This window comes from Chitinilyticum aquatile DSM 21506 (assembly GCF_000430805.1).
Taxonomy (GTDB): Bacteria; Pseudomonadota; Gammaproteobacteria; order Burkholderiales; family Chitinibacteraceae; genus Chitinilyticum; species Chitinilyticum aquatile.
Genome location: NZ_KE387259.1, coordinates 21,739 through 37,587, shown reverse-complemented (window position 1 = coordinate 37,587; position 15,849 = coordinate 21,739). Strand labels below are relative to the sequence as shown.

The 15,849-nt window shown below is 57.2% G+C and carries 12 protein-coding genes and 1 pseudogene; 6 read left to right on the top strand and 7 right to left on the bottom strand.

Annotation, left to right across the window (positions count from 1 at the left end):
• Nucleotides 1-193: 193 nt before the first annotated feature.
• Both H559_RS20455 and H559_RS21875 read left to right on the top strand, forming a co-directional pair.
• Nucleotides 194-1,876 (top strand): tetratricopeptide repeat protein, encoded by a 1,683-nt coding sequence (locus tag H559_RS20455; RefSeq protein ID WP_162143333.1) that lies wholly within the window; start codon nucleotides 194-196, stop codon nucleotides 1,874-1,876.
• A 139-nt stretch (nucleotides 1,877-2,015) separates the two neighbouring features.
• Entirely contained in the window at nucleotides 2,016-2,804 is a 789-nt protein-coding gene (locus tag H559_RS21875; RefSeq protein ID WP_051279464.1) for a M23 family metallopeptidase, read from the top strand.
• 119 nt (nucleotides 2,805-2,923) lie between these two features.
• Here the strand turns inward: H559_RS21875 and H559_RS0113320 are convergent, their stop codons facing one another.
• Nucleotides 2,924-3,856 carry an IS5 family transposase gene (locus H559_RS0113320; protein ID WP_028453072.1) on the bottom strand — a complete coding sequence of 311 codons (933 nt, stop codon included), beginning with the start codon at nucleotides 3,854-3,856 and terminating at the stop codon, nucleotides 2,924-2,926.
• Nucleotides 3,857-3,912: 56 nt separating this feature from the next.
• Between H559_RS0113320 and H559_RS20445 the strand changes: the two genes are divergently transcribed.
• Nucleotides 3,913-4,968, top strand: coding sequence for an SUMF1/EgtB/PvdO family nonheme iron enzyme (locus H559_RS20445; RefSeq protein ID WP_051279462.1), 1,056 nt, complete (start codon nucleotides 3,913-3,915; stop codon nucleotides 4,966-4,968).
• A gap of 132 nt (nucleotides 4,969-5,100) precedes the next feature.
• Here H559_RS20445 and H559_RS0113310 read toward each other — a convergent pair whose 3' ends face one another.
• Genes H559_RS0113310 through H559_RS0113295 form a run of 4 tightly spaced genes read right to left on the bottom strand, consistent with a single transcriptional unit; the run spans nucleotide 5,101 to nucleotide 7,394 of the window.
• The gene (locus H559_RS0113310; RefSeq protein WP_028453071.1) at nucleotides 5,101-5,433 is read right to left on the bottom strand and encodes a hypothetical protein; all 333 of its coding nucleotides are present in this window, start codon (nucleotides 5,431-5,433) and stop codon (nucleotides 5,101-5,103) included.
• Nucleotides 5,434-5,447: 14 nt separating this feature from the next.
• Nucleotides 5,448-6,011, bottom strand: coding sequence for a hypothetical protein (locus H559_RS0113305; RefSeq protein ID WP_028453070.1), 564 nt, complete (start codon nucleotides 6,009-6,011; stop codon nucleotides 5,448-5,450).
• Nucleotides 6,008-7,078: a murein transglycosylase A gene (mltA, locus tag H559_RS20440; RefSeq protein ID WP_051279460.1), complete on the bottom strand. Its 1,071-nt coding sequence runs from the start codon at nucleotides 7,076-7,078 to the stop codon at nucleotides 6,008-6,010. Before mltA ends, H559_RS0113305 begins: the two co-directional genes overlap by 4 nt.
• A 28-nt stretch (nucleotides 7,079-7,106) precedes the next feature.
• Complete coding sequence (locus H559_RS0113295) at nucleotides 7,107-7,394, bottom strand: DUF4258 domain-containing protein (protein WP_028453069.1); 288 nt, start codon at nucleotides 7,392-7,394, stop codon at nucleotides 7,107-7,109.
• Nucleotides 7,395-7,408: 14 nt separating this feature from the next.
• Here H559_RS0113295 and H559_RS0113290 point away from each other — a divergent pair, with 14 nt between their 5' ends.
• From H559_RS0113290 to H559_RS21870, 3 genes and pseudogenes are all read left to right on the top strand, one after another.
• Nucleotides 7,409-8,137, top strand: a complete 729-nt coding sequence (locus H559_RS0113290; protein ID WP_155845435.1) for a hypothetical protein — start codon at nucleotides 7,409-7,411, stop codon at nucleotides 8,135-8,137.
• Between the two features lie 143 nt (nucleotides 8,138-8,280).
• Nucleotides 8,281-8,907: pseudogene (locus H559_RS22945) on the top strand (caspase family protein); the annotation flags it as partial.
• A 72-nt stretch (nucleotides 8,908-8,979) separates the two neighbouring features.
• Nucleotides 8,980-10,626, top strand: coding sequence for an SUMF1/EgtB/PvdO family nonheme iron enzyme (locus H559_RS21870; protein ID WP_162143332.1), 1,647 nt, complete (start codon nucleotides 8,980-8,982; stop codon nucleotides 10,624-10,626).
• 850 nt (nucleotides 10,627-11,476) lie between these two features.
• Here the strand turns inward: H559_RS21870 and H559_RS0113270 are convergent.
• Complete coding sequence (locus H559_RS0113270; RefSeq protein WP_155845433.1) at nucleotides 11,477-12,709, bottom strand: DUF4384 domain-containing protein; 1,233 nt, start codon at nucleotides 12,707-12,709, stop codon at nucleotides 11,477-11,479.
• Nucleotides 12,690-15,821: a penicillin-binding transpeptidase domain-containing protein gene (locus H559_RS0113265; RefSeq protein WP_028453066.1), complete on the bottom strand. Its 3,132-nt coding sequence runs from the start codon at nucleotides 15,819-15,821 to the stop codon at nucleotides 12,690-12,692. Before H559_RS0113265 ends, H559_RS0113270 begins: the two co-directional genes overlap by 20 nt.
• Between the last annotated feature and the right edge of the window lie 28 nt (nucleotides 15,822-15,849).

Here is a 15,849-nt window from a genome sequence, read left to right as displayed (position 1 = left end):
ATGCCCGGCAGACTTTGCAAAAACCTTGCCGGAAAGTATGTCGCAGAAAGATCGCGACCTGCAGTGCAGCAAGGAAGTCGCCCGCCGCGCCGAGCTGGCGCGGCAGCAGGAGGCAAATAAAGCAAAGCAGGCCAGCCGGAAGGCCGCACGTGCAGAGGCGCGAGCGGACGATTATCAGGATGAAAATGCCCAGTTGCAGGAAGAAAACCGCCGGCTGAAACAGCAGTTGAATCAACTCGCGAGTGATCGCTATCAGCCCTCGGCCAGCAATAGCAAGCTGACACCCGAACAGGACTTCGCCCGCGCGCGCAAGGCGGCCGATCAGGGCGATGCATCGGCGCAAGCTGATCTGGGCATGATGTACAGAGAGGGTCGAGGCGTTGGCAAAGACCCGGCACAGGCGGTGCACTGGTTCCGCAAGGCCGCAGATCAGGGGAATGCCAAAGGACAGGTAAGGCTTGCAGGCATGTATGTCCGAGGTGAAGGCGTTGCAAGAGATAATGACCGAGCCTTTGTGTTGCTGAAGCTGTCTGTCGCACAAGGCGAGCCCTCTGGGATGTATGGCCTTGGCTGGATGTATGCAAATGGCCGTGGTGTCGCCAAGGATGAGAAAGAGGCGGTGAGCTGGTATCGCAAGGCGGCCGAGCAAGGGTATGCGGATGGGCAGGCTAGTCTCGGCTTTATGTATAGAGACGGAACCGGAATTGCGAAAGACGACGCGCAAGCTTTGCACTGGTTCCGCAAGGCGGCAGAGCAGGGCAGTGCATTGGCACAGGCCTCGCTGGGGGGCATGTATGCGAATGGCCAAGGCGTTGCCAAGGATGATGTACAGGCAGTGAGCTGGTATCGCAAGGCGGCGGAGCAGGGAGATGCACAAGGGCAGCATATGCTTGGCGTGATGTACCAGTATGGCCGGGGTGTGGGCAAGGATGAGAAAGAGGCGGTGAACTGGTACCGCAAGGTCGCTGAACAGGGGGGGGCCAAAGGGCTGGCTAGTCTCGGCATCATGTATCGAGATGGCCGCGGCGTAGCGAAAGACGAGGCGCAAGCTTTGAGCTTGTTCCGCAAGGCTGCCGAGCAGGGCAGTACATTGGCACAGGCCTCGCTGGGCGCTATGTATCGAGATGGCACTGGCGTAGCGAAAGACGAGGCGCAGGCGGTGAGCTGGTTCCGCAAGGCGGCGGAGCAGGGAGATGCACAAGGGCAGCATATGCTGGGCATCATGTATCGAGATGGCCGCGGCGTAGCGAAAGACGAGGCGCAAGCTTTGAGCTGGTTCCGCAAGGCAGCCGAGCAGGGCAATGCACTTGCACAGGCTGCGCTGGGTGCCATGTATGCGAATGGCCAGGGTGTTGCTAAAGACGATGTGCAGGCGGTGAGTTGGTTTCGGAAGGCCGCCGAGCAGGGCGATGCGTATGGGCAGACTAACCTTGGCTTGAGGTATGAGAAAGGCCTTGGAGTGACCAAGGATGACGGAGAGGCGGTGAACTGGTACCGAAAGGCCGCAGAGCAAGGGTATGCCAGAGGGCAGTACAGGCTTGGCTTGATGTATGTGAATGGCAAAGGGATCGACAAAAATGACAATCTGGCCGCGCTCTGGTACCGCAAGTCTGCTGAGCAAGGCTATCCAGAAGGACAATTTGCCTTGGGCTGGGTGTATCAACAAGGGCGAGGAGTATCTGAGGATGACAGGGTTGCTGCTGAATGGTATCGCAAGGCTGCTGAGCAGGGCGTTGCAGGAGCCATGAATAATCTGGGGCAGATGTATCGCCGGGGAGAGGGGGTTCCGAGAGACGAATCACTGGCCTTGAGCTGGATTCGCAAAGCTGCCGAAGCCGGTGATGAGAACGCCAAATCGACACTCAAAAACTGGTGAGCCTTCAGGCTGGGTTGTGATGGTGATATGACCGCCTAGCTTTGGTGATAATTTTTTTATGGGTATGTGGCTACGGCCATTTATATTATTTGGCTGTGGCTATATACCCTTCGTTGGTATTTGTGGGGGGCGCGGTGTGATGAACTGGTTAACAAATTGCGGGCATGGGCTGTTTCTTCTGCTGAGCTTGAGTGTGCCTTTATGGGCGGCGGAATGTCCGGCGGATTTTGCGCAAACATTGCCGGAATCGCTGTCGCCGAAAGAGCGCGACCTGAAATGCAGCAAGGAAGTCGCCCGCCGTGCCGAGGTGGCACGGCAGGCTGAGGCGCAGAAGGCTAAGAAAGCGAATGCCAACGCGGTGAAAGCGGAAGCGGAGGCGGATGCCGCCCGGGCTGAAGCCGAGCGCCTGCGTGCAGAAAACGCCAGGTTGGAAAAAGAACTGGCGCAAGCCAGGGCCGTCAATGCGCCTGTCGTGAGCAAGCCCACACCTGTCGTACAGAATTCGGGCAGCGCTGTAGCCGCGTCACCGAAGGTTGCGTCGACGACCGTTGCTGCCGAGGCTGGGAGTGTCGATTGGGGGTGGCCTACCGCAGGTAAGGTGACTACCGGATTTACCGAACAGCGTAAAGGCGTTGATATCGCTGGAAAAATGGGGCAGTCTGTAGTTGCGTCAGCAGGTGGTAATGTTGTTTATGCTGGAAGCGGGATGAAAGGATATGGAAAGGCTGTGATTGTTCAGCACGGAAATGGCTATCTGTCGACGTACGCGCATAACAGTAAACTGCTTGTTAAAGAAGGAGATATCGTCAAAAAGGGAGAAAAAATCGCGGAGATGGGGAATTCAGATGCCGAAGAGATCAAATTGCATTTTGAAATACGTAAATTTGGCAAACCGGTTGATCCAACAAAATATATAAGCGTAGAGTGATCATGAGTGAACAAATCGAAATTCTCGAAGCAGAAGAAATCACCGATGATGACATCATCGATGCCGGGCTTTGTTGCATAAATCAAATCCGAGTCAAGCGTCCCCAACCCCAGACGGAGTTACCCTACGCGAACCGTTTCCGGTATCCCGAGCTGCGTGAAGCGGTTCAGTAGTGCCGCCCGAATTTGCAGCTCAGCAACCTGACGATCAAAGTCGCGCGACATCACGCGTTCGCCCAGCAGTTTGAAGCACCGCATCTTGGTTTCAACCAGGCTACGCCGATGGTAGCCACTCCATTTCTTCCAGATGCCCCGGCCGAGACGCTTCGTCGTTCGTAATGCTTCATTGCGGGCTGCTGCCCCTGCGGTGTTTTCTTTCCAATGTTTACCATTCTTGCGCACAGGAATGATGGCTTCGGCCTCGCGGCTGGCAATCGCGGCATGGCAGCCCTTGGTGTCATAGGCACCGTCGCCAACAACCGAAACCAGCATCTCATCGCTCGGAATTTGCGCCAGCAGATCAGGCAAGACGGGCGCATCACCAATGCTGTTCGAGGTGACTTCCATGGCACGGATTTCCAGCGTTTCCGCATCGATGCCTAGATGCACCTTGCGCCATTGCCGGCGATATTCGGCACCATGCTTCTTGGTTTTCCACTCACCTTCGCCGAGCATCTTGATGCCGGTGCTATCCACCAGCAGATGCAGGCCCGTGCGATTTTTCCGATAGGGAATCAGCACCTGCAAGGTTTTCTGCCGGCGCGACAAGGTACTGTAATCAGGCACTGGCCAGTCCAATCCGGCCAGTTTCAACAGGCTGGCGACCATGCCCGTGGTTTGGCGAAGCGCCAGATTGAAAAGATTTTTGACCATCAGGCAGAACTGAATCGCTGCATTGCTGAATCGTTCGGCGCGACCCCGTTTGCCGGCTGGGGTGGCAAACCATGCCATGTCCTTGTCCAGCCAGATCAGCAGAGAGCCACGCTGGCGCAGCGCATGATTGTAGGATTCCCAGTTGGTGCTGCGGTACTTTGGCGGGGCTGGCTTGCTCATACTGACGACGGATTGGGTGGCGATGTGGTCAGATCAAGCAGGATACGTGCCGATTTGTGCAACAAAGCCTCGATGCCGACGAAGAGGGCGATAGCGGTCTTGATCTGGAGCAGGCAGCAGCAGAAGAAGTCGAGGTCTATGCGACTGAGTCAACAGCGGATGTTACGCAGATCTATCTGAATGAAATCGGTCAGAGTCCACTGCTCAAGCCTGATGAAGAGCGTGAATTGTCCCGCAGGGTTGTGCAGGGGGATTTTGCTGCACGGCAGAAAATGATCCAGCACAATCTCCGGCTGGTGGTCAATATTGCCAAGCACTACATCAATCGCGGCATGACTTTGCTGGACTTGATTGAGGAAGGCAATATCGGCCTGATGCATGCGCTGGAAAAATTTGATCCCAAGATGGTCGCCATTCCGGCGGGCAGCTTCATGATGGGTTCCCCCGACAGTGAGCCGGAGCGCCGCACGAATGAAGGCCCACAGCGACGGGTGACGATACAAGCTTTCCAGATGGGACAAACCGAAGTGACGCAAGGGCTCTGGCAGGCGGTGATGGGCAGCAACCCCAGCGGGTACGAAGACTGCGGTAGAAACTGCCCGGTGGATCAGGTCAGCTGGAATCAGATTCAGGGTTTTATCAAAAAATTGAATAAAAAGACTGGTCAGAGCTTCCGTCTGCCCAGTGAAGCTGAATGGGAATACGCCGCCCGCGCAGGCTGCACGACCCCGTTCAATATCGGTGGCCAATGCCGGGACAAGATCGAAGCCAGCGAAGCCAATTTCAATGGATATTTCACCTACAACGGCAGCGCCGAGGGCAAAAGCCGCCAGAAAATCGTGCCGGTGGCCAGCTTTGCCGCCAATGGCTTTGGTTTGTATGATCTGCACGGCAATGTGTGGGAATGGGTACAGGATTGCTATGTGGATAGCTATGCCGGCGTACGCAGTGATGGTGGAGCAGTGGAGACAGGCTCGTGTCGGTCTCGTGTTTTGCGCGGCGGTTCTTGGGTCAACGTTCCGCGGTATCTGCGTGCGGCGTATCGTGACGGCAACTCGCCGGGTGACCGTTTCAACTTTGTCGGTTTTCGCCTAGCCAGGACGCTGACATAGCGTAGCGCAGGCAGCTTACCCTTTTACCCTTTGCCCATCTTCCGGCAGACGTTAAGCAGAGCGCGAAGGGTTGTGCCAGCTCGCGGGGGCGCAGCCCCCGCCGATTTTTGGCAAAGGGGCAATCGATCTGCTTTATTCCCAGATCAGCAGCAGGCTATCCGCCAGTTCGCCATTGTCGCTTTCGCGGGCGTAGGCGGCGGGTTTGCCGCTGGGCAGGTCACCGCCCAGTTTGGCCAGGATTTCGGTCAGGATGGCTTCTGGCACGTAGGCGCGGGCATGGGCAATGCCTTGGGTATTGTCGTGAAGCCCCCAGATTAAAAGGAGTCTGCGGTTATACCCTGCTGCATTGGCCAAGGCGGGTTTGTGGCCGTTCCAGTCCTGCCGGCAGGCTGCGCTGCCCAGCACCTCGCAAGCCAGTTGCTGGAATGTGCTGTAGGGCAGTTCGATGGCGAGAGGGGAAATCATGGTGTGCTCTCCATTTATTGCGGTTCGGGTTGCAGTTGCGAGCAGGGGCGCGGGCCGCTGGTCTGGCCTTGCGGGGTGAGGCGCAAGGATGTGGACATTGTGCCAAGGCCTGCGCAATCCCAGTCCAGTTTTAACTGGCGCGCCCCTTGCCAGCGGGCAGCCAGCAAGCGCACCAGCTTGCCATTGAATTTTTGCCCTTCCAGATCAGCCCACGCTACCGGCATGGCCAGCGGGCGATCTTGTGCGGCGCTCAGATCGTGCAGTTGCCAGCGATAGCCTTCGATAAAACTGGCTTCACTGAAGGCCCATTGCCGGTCTGGCGAAAACACAATACGCTCGTTGCCCAGGGTATGTTTCACCCCTTGCGGGGTGATCAGGTATACCGCGCCGCCGTCGTCGCCTTCCTCGCGGATCAGGCTATAGCCATGCCGCGATGGTTCCTGCCGGTAACGGCAGCAGGGGTCGGCAAAGCGGTGCTGAATGCCGCCGCGCTCTACAAGTAGCGAGCTTTTCCAGCCGCCGGCCTGCACTGGCAGGCTGGCGAGCGCAAGCAGGGCAAGCCATAGCCGTTTTTTCATGATTGCGGCGCCACGGCGGAGGAGGCTGGCTGCAGGCTGGCGGGCAGCGGCACATTGATTGGCCACAGCACCTCCAGCGTGAGCGCTTGCTTCATTATGCCAGCCAGTTGCTCGGCCTCGGCACCCACGCCCAGAAACAGGTCGGCGCGAATGCTGCCTTTGATCGCTGCGCCTTTGTCCTGCGCAATCACCAGCCTTTGCAGCGGGCGACCATCGGGCCAGCTGCTGCTGATCTGTACCGGCGTGCCCAATGGAATTCGCAACGGATCGACGGCAATCGAATACCCCGGCGTCAAGCCAGCCTTGATACCCATCGCGCCGGGCGGTCCATCGGACGAGCCTCTACTGCCATCATCAGGCTTGAAAAACACTATGCGCGGATTTTGGTGCAGTAGCCAGTCGGCTTTATCCGGATGTGCTGCCACCCAAGCCCGGATGGTGGGCACGCTGACGGTTTCCTGCGTCAGCGCACCGGCCTCGATCAGAATCTTGCCAATTGACTTATACGGCTGGTTATTCATCCCATCGTTGATTAGCTTGGTTATCTGACCGTCTGGCCATTGAATCCGGCCACTGCCCTGCACCCCCAATAGATAGGCGTCCATGCGCTCGCCATAGGCAATGACTTTGTCTTTCAGCTCCGGCGGTGCTGACGTTTCGATGGTTTTTCGATCGGCATAGACAGCCTGAGCCGGCAGATTGTCCGGGCGGGCGTAGAGCGGGTAATTGAGTTTGCCGGTCGGCGTTTTGCTCACGCGAATGATGGGTTCGTAGTACGCTGTCAGCAGCCCGGACTCCTCACCGGTTTGGGCAGCAAGTTTGACGACCCGAAACTGGCTGGCGAAAAACTGCCCGGCCTGTGCCGGCGGGGTGTTGCTGGCCTGGGCGCAAATGTCTTTCCAGGCCGGGTCGGTTAGCCGGGCACAGCTGCGGGTAAAGGCCAGCAGCGCCTGGGCATGCTCGCTGCTCTGGCTGATCGTGGGCGTGGCCGTTTGCTGCGTGCTGGCCGAGGTGCTGCAAGCAGAGAGCCCCGCGATGACGAGGAGGTTGCAAAGGATGGCTTTCATTAGTTTTCCTTTCCTGATGTTGTGTCCGCTATTGAAAATACCTGAAGCGCTTGCTGCGATAAGCCACCGTGACGATTAGCATGTCGCGAACCACTACGTAGATGTTCATTGCACTGCTGGGCAGCCTGGCTAATTCAGCCGAGCAAAGGTGCTTCTTGATTCTTTCTCTGCTCTTTTTATCGAAGCAGTAAATTTCGGCCCCAAGGTGATCGAATGTGATCGAGCCGAAACGTAATAGCAAGTCGATAACAATCGGCTTGATTCCACGCTGCTTCATTCTCCGCAAGGCGTGTTTGCTCAGGATGAGGTCTTCCATGGCTCATTTCCTTTTTGCATCTGTGGAAAAAGATCGGTTCGTTAAGCACCATCAGCCCTCCGGACTTTTCGCCGGATTTGGGTGTGATTGTGGTCAGCCGGAACAGGCTGGCAAACACGCTCCGGCTTGCCGGGAAAAATGGGGCGCAGGGTCTGTCGCATGGTATGTCTCCGTCGGATAATGGCTTTGCAGGGCGGTCTACAGCTTCTTGCACTTTTGAAATGCCGGGGGGACAAAAAATGGATTCAGATCACTCAGCCAAGACCTTGGCCGACTATCTGCAAGGGCGGCAGTTGCTTTTTGTGTTTCCTGCCTCGGCAGGGGAGCGGCTGCTGGAAAGCGGGCTGGCCGATTGCCTGCACGCTGAAGGTATCGAGTATGCCGTCAGCAGCTATCGCAAAATGCCTCAGGAACAGGCCATGGCCTGGTGCCGGAAGGTACTGCAAGATCCGGAGGTGGGCTGTGTGGTCTACCCGGAATTCGACTCACTCATCTGGCGTTGGGAAGGCGCATTGTCGGACTGGTTTTTTCCCTCTAATACCGGCCCCGGCATAGAGATTGAATCACAGGCAGGTCTGCTGGGCGGCATGGCCATGTTGAAACTGATACGGGCCTGCGGTGTGCCGACCATAGGCATGCCTTGCCACTATGGCGGGCCATTTGATTTTGAAATCCAGCTTTCAGTGGCACCGGATTTACTGTCGCAGCAAGTCATGCACCTGCTGGCGCTCGAAACGGCTTGATGCTCACCGCCCCGATGACATGCAAATGCCATTTCCGCTAAACTTGCCGCTCAAGTAATGCAGGTTTTTTCTCGCAAAAAAAACATGCCGTGCCGACTGGCAATGCCGATCGGCTGGCTATATCAGGGTAATCAGGGGCGACGATGGCGCGGCACGGTTTATTTCTGGGGATTGACCACTACACCCGTTCGGTTGGCGAATTGCAGGGAGCCGAGGACGACGCCCGCGATATGGCCGATCTGTTTCAGAACCAGCTGGGCTACAACGCCGTATTACTGCTGCGCTAGCGTGACCGCCCGGCCATTCTGGAGCGCCTGCAGCAACTGGAAAACAAGCTGCAGCCGGGCGACACCTTTGTATTCTATTTCGGAGGGCATGGCATCCAGCGCAATAATCAGCAGTATTTTCTGCTGCCCCGTGCCGAGTTGGCCGATCTGAATCAGGGCGAGTTTTCCGACACCCTGCCTTACGAAACCCTGCTGTTACGCACGGCAAAACCGCGCTGGCAGGGGGTAACCCGCGTCTTCATTTTTGATGCCTGCCGGGCCGAGCCGGGCCAGCCTGTTCTGAAATTGAAATCTGGCGGCAACTTGCCCGGTTTTGCTACCGGCTGGGTAGAAAAGCGCCCCGTGCCGTCTGCCGGCTCCAGCCCGGTCGATAGCGCGTTAACGGTAATCAACGCCTGCAGTGATGGGCAATGCGCGATTGAAGATCCCGATGCCGGTCGTGGCCTGTTTACCACGGCGCTGCTGGCGGAAATGCGCCAGCAGCTAACACAGGCGCAAGCGCTGGAAATCAACCCTGCCTTTCTGGGGCGGGTGGGGCAGCGCATCCGGCAAAGAATGCAGGAATCGGGCTACGGCCTGCGCGAGCAAAGCCCGCGTTTCACCGGCCAGCCCGTGCTGCTGTACCAGCCCTCCGCACCCGGTGAGCAGGAGGCTGTCAGACAGGCGGGCGAGCACCAATGGAAACTGCTGCAACTTGATCTGGGCCTGCAAAGTGACCCGGAAGAAAAAATCCGCCTGCTACGCGCCTACGTCGCCGACCCGCATTGCGCGCATTTCGACGAAGCGGCCCAGCAACTCAAAACACTGGCTGATGAACTGGCTAGGCAGCGCCAGCAATACGAAGCACAGCAAGCGCGAATCATCCCTGATACGCAGGCCTGGCAAAAGACACTGGCTGCGGTAGCGGCTGCGAGTTCGCCAGCAGAAAAGCGCGCTGCCTTGGCCAGTTATGCGGAGCAGTGGGAGATCAATCGACTTGAGGCGCTGGCGCAGATCAGTGCGCTGGATCAGATCAAGGCTGATGAAGCGCAGCAAGCGCGAGCCAGCGCCGATGCGCAGGCCTGGCAATGGACGCTGGCTGAGGTAGCGGCAACGAACTCGTCAACCTATAAGCGGGCCGCATTGAAACGTTATGCTGACCATTGGGAGAACAACCGCGTAGAGGCGCTGGCGCAGATCAGTGCGCTGGATCAGATCAAGGCTGATGAAGCGCAGCAAGCGCGAACCAGCGCCGATGCGCAGGCCTGGCAATGGACGCTGGCTGAGGTAGCGGCAACGAACTCGTCAACCTATAAGCGGGCCGCATTGAAACGTTATGCTGACCATTGGGAGAACAACCGCGTAGAGGCGCTGGCGCAGATCAGCGCACTGGATCGACAAATCCGGGATGAACAACAGCGTGCCGAGGCAAACTCGGCAGCGAAAGCGGGGCATACCGCAGCGCCGGGGGCATGCGAAACCTTCACCGTCAATGGGGTTAGCTTTAGGATGGTCGCCATTCCGGCGGGTAGCTTTATGATGGGGTCACCCGAAAGCGAGCATGGCCGCAAGAAAGATGAAGGCCCACAGCGCCGGGTGAATATCAAGTCCTTCCAGCTCGGGCAAATCCAAGTGACGCAAGGGCTATGGCAGGCGGTCATGGGCAACAACCACAGTTATTCTTATTACACGAACAGTGGTACGAATGTCCCGGTGGATTCGGTCAGCTGGGATGATGCTCAAGGTTTTATCAAAAAACTGAATCAACTTACTGGCCAAACCTTCCGCCTGCCCAGCGAGGCGGAATGGGAATACGCCGCCCGCGCCGGTTGCAATACCCCTTTCAATGTCGATGGCCAAGGACGTAACAAGATCGAAGCCAGCGAAGCCAACTTCGATACAGGTAACACCTACAATGGCAGCGCCAAGGGTGCAAGCCGTTACAAAGTTTTGCCGGTGGCGAGCTTTGCCGCCAACGGCTTTGGTTTGTATGACATGCACGGCAATCTGTGGGAATGGGTGCAGGATTGCTATGTGCCTAGCTATGCCGACGCACGCAGTGATGGTGGAGCGGTGGAGACGGTTTCGTGTCAGTTCCGTGTTATTCGCGGCGGTTCTTTGTGCGACGGTCCTCGGCTTCTGCGTGCGGCGAATCGTAACTACAAAACGCCGGACGTCAGAAGCTACTATAACGGTTTTCGCCTAGCCAGGACGCTGCCATAGCGCAGCGCAGGCAGCTTACCTTTTGGTTTTTTCCCTTATATTCTTGGTAAAAAACAGCGCATCGTAATCAAGAAGGAGAGGATTGTTAAATGGGCGGGGGGGCATACCACCCCACCGCCGTCTTACCCCGGTGTGATCGCGCACTGCAATCAGGGCCATGGGGCTGATTGCTGGTCGGCGCGCGGTGAAAACAAATCCGCCCCTTGCGGGGCGGGTTTGCAGGATGCCGGACTGGCAACCTTGTTTCGCACTCACGATTGACCCCGGCGCGCAGGCGGGAAGGCCCACTCAGGGGCCGGACTGGCGCGGTTGACGCCAGCCATCTGATGCTCTGATTTTTGTGGGTATTGCTCGCTAGCCCTTTTTATTCAAGGTCTGCATTGCCATACCCGCTGAGTTATCTTGCGCGTTCTCGTGCATTTCAGGTTTGTCGGGCTCCGATGCTGCCTGTGCTTGAGGCGGCGAATTGGTTCAAAGACTCTGGTTGTTTGTGCAACGTTGGCTTGGCGGGCTGGCCAGGCTCGCTGGCGGGGCAGGTTTCGTATTTTGGGGCGGCGCACGCCGTCAGTAGGGCGAATGCGGCGAGTGAAACGACAAACCGGGGCATGATGGCTTCCTCCAGTGAATACGCCCTGCCGGGTGCGGGGCGGCGGTATACACTGTTCATGCCGGGGGCATGTCAAAACTTCGCTAAACCACGGCGGGATTGGACGGGTTGATCGCCTTGTGCCGCTCCTCGTCAAGAACGGCAAGCCGATATCCACGCCCCTGACACAGGCATTAGCGCGTCTTGCCGCCAGACGCGCCAGTGCCGCCGGAATGAATTCCAGCGATGCGATGCGGCAATCAATTAGAAACGAAATGACTTCTTCTGCACTTCAATACTGGCCACGGCAAGAGCGGCTTCCTCTTGCTTGTTGATCGTCTCCAGCAAGGCGGTGACCGCTGCTTCATCCAGGTCACACAGTTCATTCTGGAAGAAGATGCTGTTCTGCCCATAAACCGGGCCGCTGGTCAGTGTGGCCAGCACGATCTCTAAACCCGGATCACCAAAATCAAACCGGACGATCGGCTCCCCTCTGTGATCAACCATGCCCTCAAAGGAGAGAAAGTGCTGGCTGGGGTAGTAATAGGTCTGTCCGGCTTTCAGCAGGAAGGATTCGGCCGGGCTGGTGTTGTTCGGGGCCAGGATAAAAAACGTCTTGCTGCTGCCCTGACCAATCAGGGTCAGGTAACCGTCTCCGCGTGAGCGGATGCGTATCCGGTATATGTCGCCCACGGCAGGCTTTTTATTCCAGGAGTGACCGTCTTCATCCACAAAATCCAGCATAAAGGATTTTCCTTGCCAGGTTTCGTCCAGCAACTTGAAGTCGACGGGATGAATGCCTTTCAGGCTATCGCATGGATGCAGCTTTTCTTCATGCAGGTTTTCCTCTTTGAACTCGGCGGGCCTGTGCCACTGGTGGCTGATTTTCAGATTTTTCACCGCTGCAGCACTTGCCGCATCAATGATTACGTCGCCACCATGCGACTTTATTCCTCCGCTAAACATGCTTTCTCCACCAACACCGTGCTGGTTTCTGGCGCTGCCTCCTGTCTTGATGTGCATATCGCCTGCGCATTCAACGCCATCAACCAAGCCCTGATAGCCAATATTGATTTCCAGTTTGCCCTCGCGCAGGTTGAGCTGAATATCATCGGTCATGAAGCTTTTTTTGCTCGCGCCGATCCGGGCTGTAAGATGGATACGGAAGCTGTATTCGGCACCATCCGCCACCCTGAAACTGGGCAGGAGGGGGGTTGGGGTATCCGGGGCGATTGGGCGGGCGGGCGGGTTATAAGGATTAAAGTCAATGCCGGGGCTGACCGCCTTCAGCTCCAGTTTAAGGATCTCAATACTGCTGGCCGAATTATTGAGAATCCAGCAGCGCAGGTTTTGCTGATGCGGCTTACCGCTTAGTGGCGCGCCTTTATCCAGAAACAAACGCAATTCGCTTTGCATGTTCAGCCCATATCTGCAGAAATACATATGGGCTGATTTTATGTCGGGCCCTAGCATGCTGTCAGTGCTGCGTTGCTGCATGTTGCAGCCGTGTTTCTAGCAGGCTGGCCAGCACGGGGGCGGCATGGGTGCCGCCACCTGCATGCGTTCGGGTAATAAAGATGGCAAAGGCCAGGCGGCGGTGTTCACCCGGTAGCGTATCGGGGTTGATGTAGCCGACAAACCATGCGTTATTGAAGCTGGATTTGTCATCGCGCAACCCTTGTGGCGCAGGCGTGCCGGTTTTGGCAAACAGGCCAGCACGCAGCGGTTGCAGCAACGGGGTATTGAATGCGCCCTGTGCGGTGCCTTGAGTGACCACATCGTTCATGCCAGCCCGGATGCGATGCAGCGGCATGGTCAGTGGTACACCCCGGCTGACTTGTGCTGCTTTGCCATTGAGCTCGGCCAACAGATAAGGCCTGGTGACTTTTCCGGAGGCGATGGATGCGGCAACCATGGCCATTTGCAGCGGGGTTACCTGCATGCGGGCACCAGTTGCCAGGCGTTGCAGATGATAGCGTTCATCGATCGGGTCGAAAGTGGATGGCATCGCCTGCAAAACATCATATCCCTGCCAGGAAAAATCAGCCGGGAGCAGGCCACCATCCAGCTGCAGCGCGCTCTCAAACCCCAGACGATGTGCCATGCCGATCACTGGGCGCTCTTGCTGCAAAGCGGTTTGCCCCAGACTCCGGATGTTTTCATAGCCACCCGTCGCCCGATTTCCCAGTGCTTTGTCGGATTGCTCAACCTGCCAGGCAAACCAGGTGTTGATCGAAGCAGACAAAGCCTGGCGCAGGCCGAATTTGCCATCCTGCATATAGCTGATGGGCAGATGGTCTTTGTCATTGCGTATCGATTTGGCACCGCAGCCCAGTGGATAGCAAGGCGCTTTTGCGTCAAAAGCATACCCGCCGCGTTGTGCGATTGCCGCCATTTGTCCTGCGCTGGCGCCATCCAGTTGGGCATTCAGGGTTTTTGAAGTTGTTGCGAGCTCTTCCAGTGCCAGCGCATCAACCAGCTTGAAGGTCGAGCCCACCGTTTGATCTGACCGGCTATCGTGCTGCAAAGGCTGGATGCGCAAGGGGCTGCTGCCGGGGTTGTAGCGATCAAACGCCGTCAGATCATCGGGATTGACACCATCGGGCAGAATCGGACTGCCTGCCAGCGCCAGAATAGCACCGCTATCGGCATCCATCAGTACCAGCCCGGTACGGCGACCTACCTGTTTCGCGGTTTTGGGATTGAGCAGCTCATTACTGCATTGCTGTTTGTCTGCCAGCCATTGATGGCCCTGATCACCAACGCAGGCCAGAATTTGCTGCGACCATTTTTGCCATTGTGGATCGATCGTCAATTTTGCCTGTGCCTGACCAGCACCATGCTCACCCAAGCGGCTCAATATGCCTGCAACGGCATTATTGTGGCGCTCCGATAGTCCGGTCAGGCTGGTCAGCCCCATTCCGATGGCGGCTTGGGTGCTCTTGCCATTTTCATACAACGGCGTGCCATCCCTGGCCTGAATGCTTACCGCCGCCGGAGTTGGCGCTTTACCCTGTGCGGCCTCATTGGGCACCCAAATGAGCTTGCCCTGGTGCAAGCGGATATTTCGGTTGTCTGCCGTTGCCGAGTTCAGTGTGTTAAAGCGGGTTTCCGGGCGCAGAGTCATTCGGACTTCTGCTGCCTGTGCGAGCAGTCGCAGGCGGTTGAGCATATCGCTGGCAGGACAGCCGGAACCTCGGCAGTCGGCAACGCGTTCCAGAATCGTTGCACCTTCAACGTGCTTGACCTCTCCTAGGCTGAGTACATCAAATTCTGTTCCGGCGGTTACGAGCAAACGCAACTGGATCGTGCTGTTAGCGCTGGCTGTTTGTGGCCAATTCTGAACGCGTATCCAGGGGCTCCAACCCTGTGGCAAGTGATCAAAGAGGCGTGCAGAAACATCAGGCATGGTGTTGTTGACTGACACTGCAATACCGTCAACTTCAGCACTCACCAGATCAAGCCAGTCAGCGCCCTGGGTTTGCTGCAGGGATTGGCTGATGCGGATGGCACTCCACATTCTCTCCTGGTTGTAGTGGCGGATCTGGCTCAGTACATAGGCGCCATCCTGCTTGGAGTACAACCTGTCCAGCAGTTGCCGGGCTGCTTTATCCAGCCTGGTATTGCGCCAGTTTTCCGGTTTGACGCCAGCATCCTGGGCTGCGGGTAAATCAACGGGGGCAACTTCAATCAGATTATTGCTATCCAGCCGTAGTAAGCCCTGTGTTTGCAGAGACTCGAACAGGGCTTGATCTTCCATGGCGGATACGGGCAATGCCGGAATGTTGTATGTGCCGGGGCGCATTCTGGCCGGGTAAGCGCCGCCTTGTTGCGGGAAAATGATCAGTGGGGCCATGCGCTTGATCGGATCGCGTGGGCGAGCTTCGAACAGAGCCAGCTCCAGCACGCCTTCGCGACAGGGCTGATCGTCGCGCCCCGTTTCATAGGGCGTGCTTTGGCGCCGGATCAGGCGAATAGCGTGCGTATAACTTCCGCTGGGATGTGTTGCGCCGGGAGGGTTCCACACAAGCCATGCCGCTTGATTAAGTATCACGCCTTGCGCGCGGGCTCCGCCATCGCCAAGCATTTGCCAATCGCCAGCGGCACCTTCAGCATGCAACTGCAAACCGGTGCGGAAATCATCGCTAACCCGTCCTTCAATCTTTAATACCGGCATGCCACGGCTTGCCTCGGTGGTCAGCACTACCGGATGGCGTATTTTTGCGGGTTTGGCTTGCGGTGCTGCTTGCAAGCTGGCGAAATCATCCCCGATGCGGATAGGCACCAGCTGTGCTGGATCGCGAGCGCCTGCATCCTTCTGATCGCACAATTTGATCTGTTCCGTTTTGCCATCTTTGTCGGCCAGATTGACCAGTACCCGTGCAGTGTTTTGCTGCAGTAACCAGATTCCCTCTTTGTCCGGCACTACCAGTTGTTCTCCGGGCATCCATGGCTGTAAGTAGCTTAGCCCCTGATCGGGCGTTTCCAGTGCAATCCCATCCAGGGTGCGCTGATAGATTTTCCATGCGGCCATGCCGCCCAAGCCAAGCACCACACACCAGACCAGCAGGTTGAGATTCGCAAAACGGTGTTGATTGGGTAGCGGCATATTGGTACTCCTCTGACTGTCCTGCTCT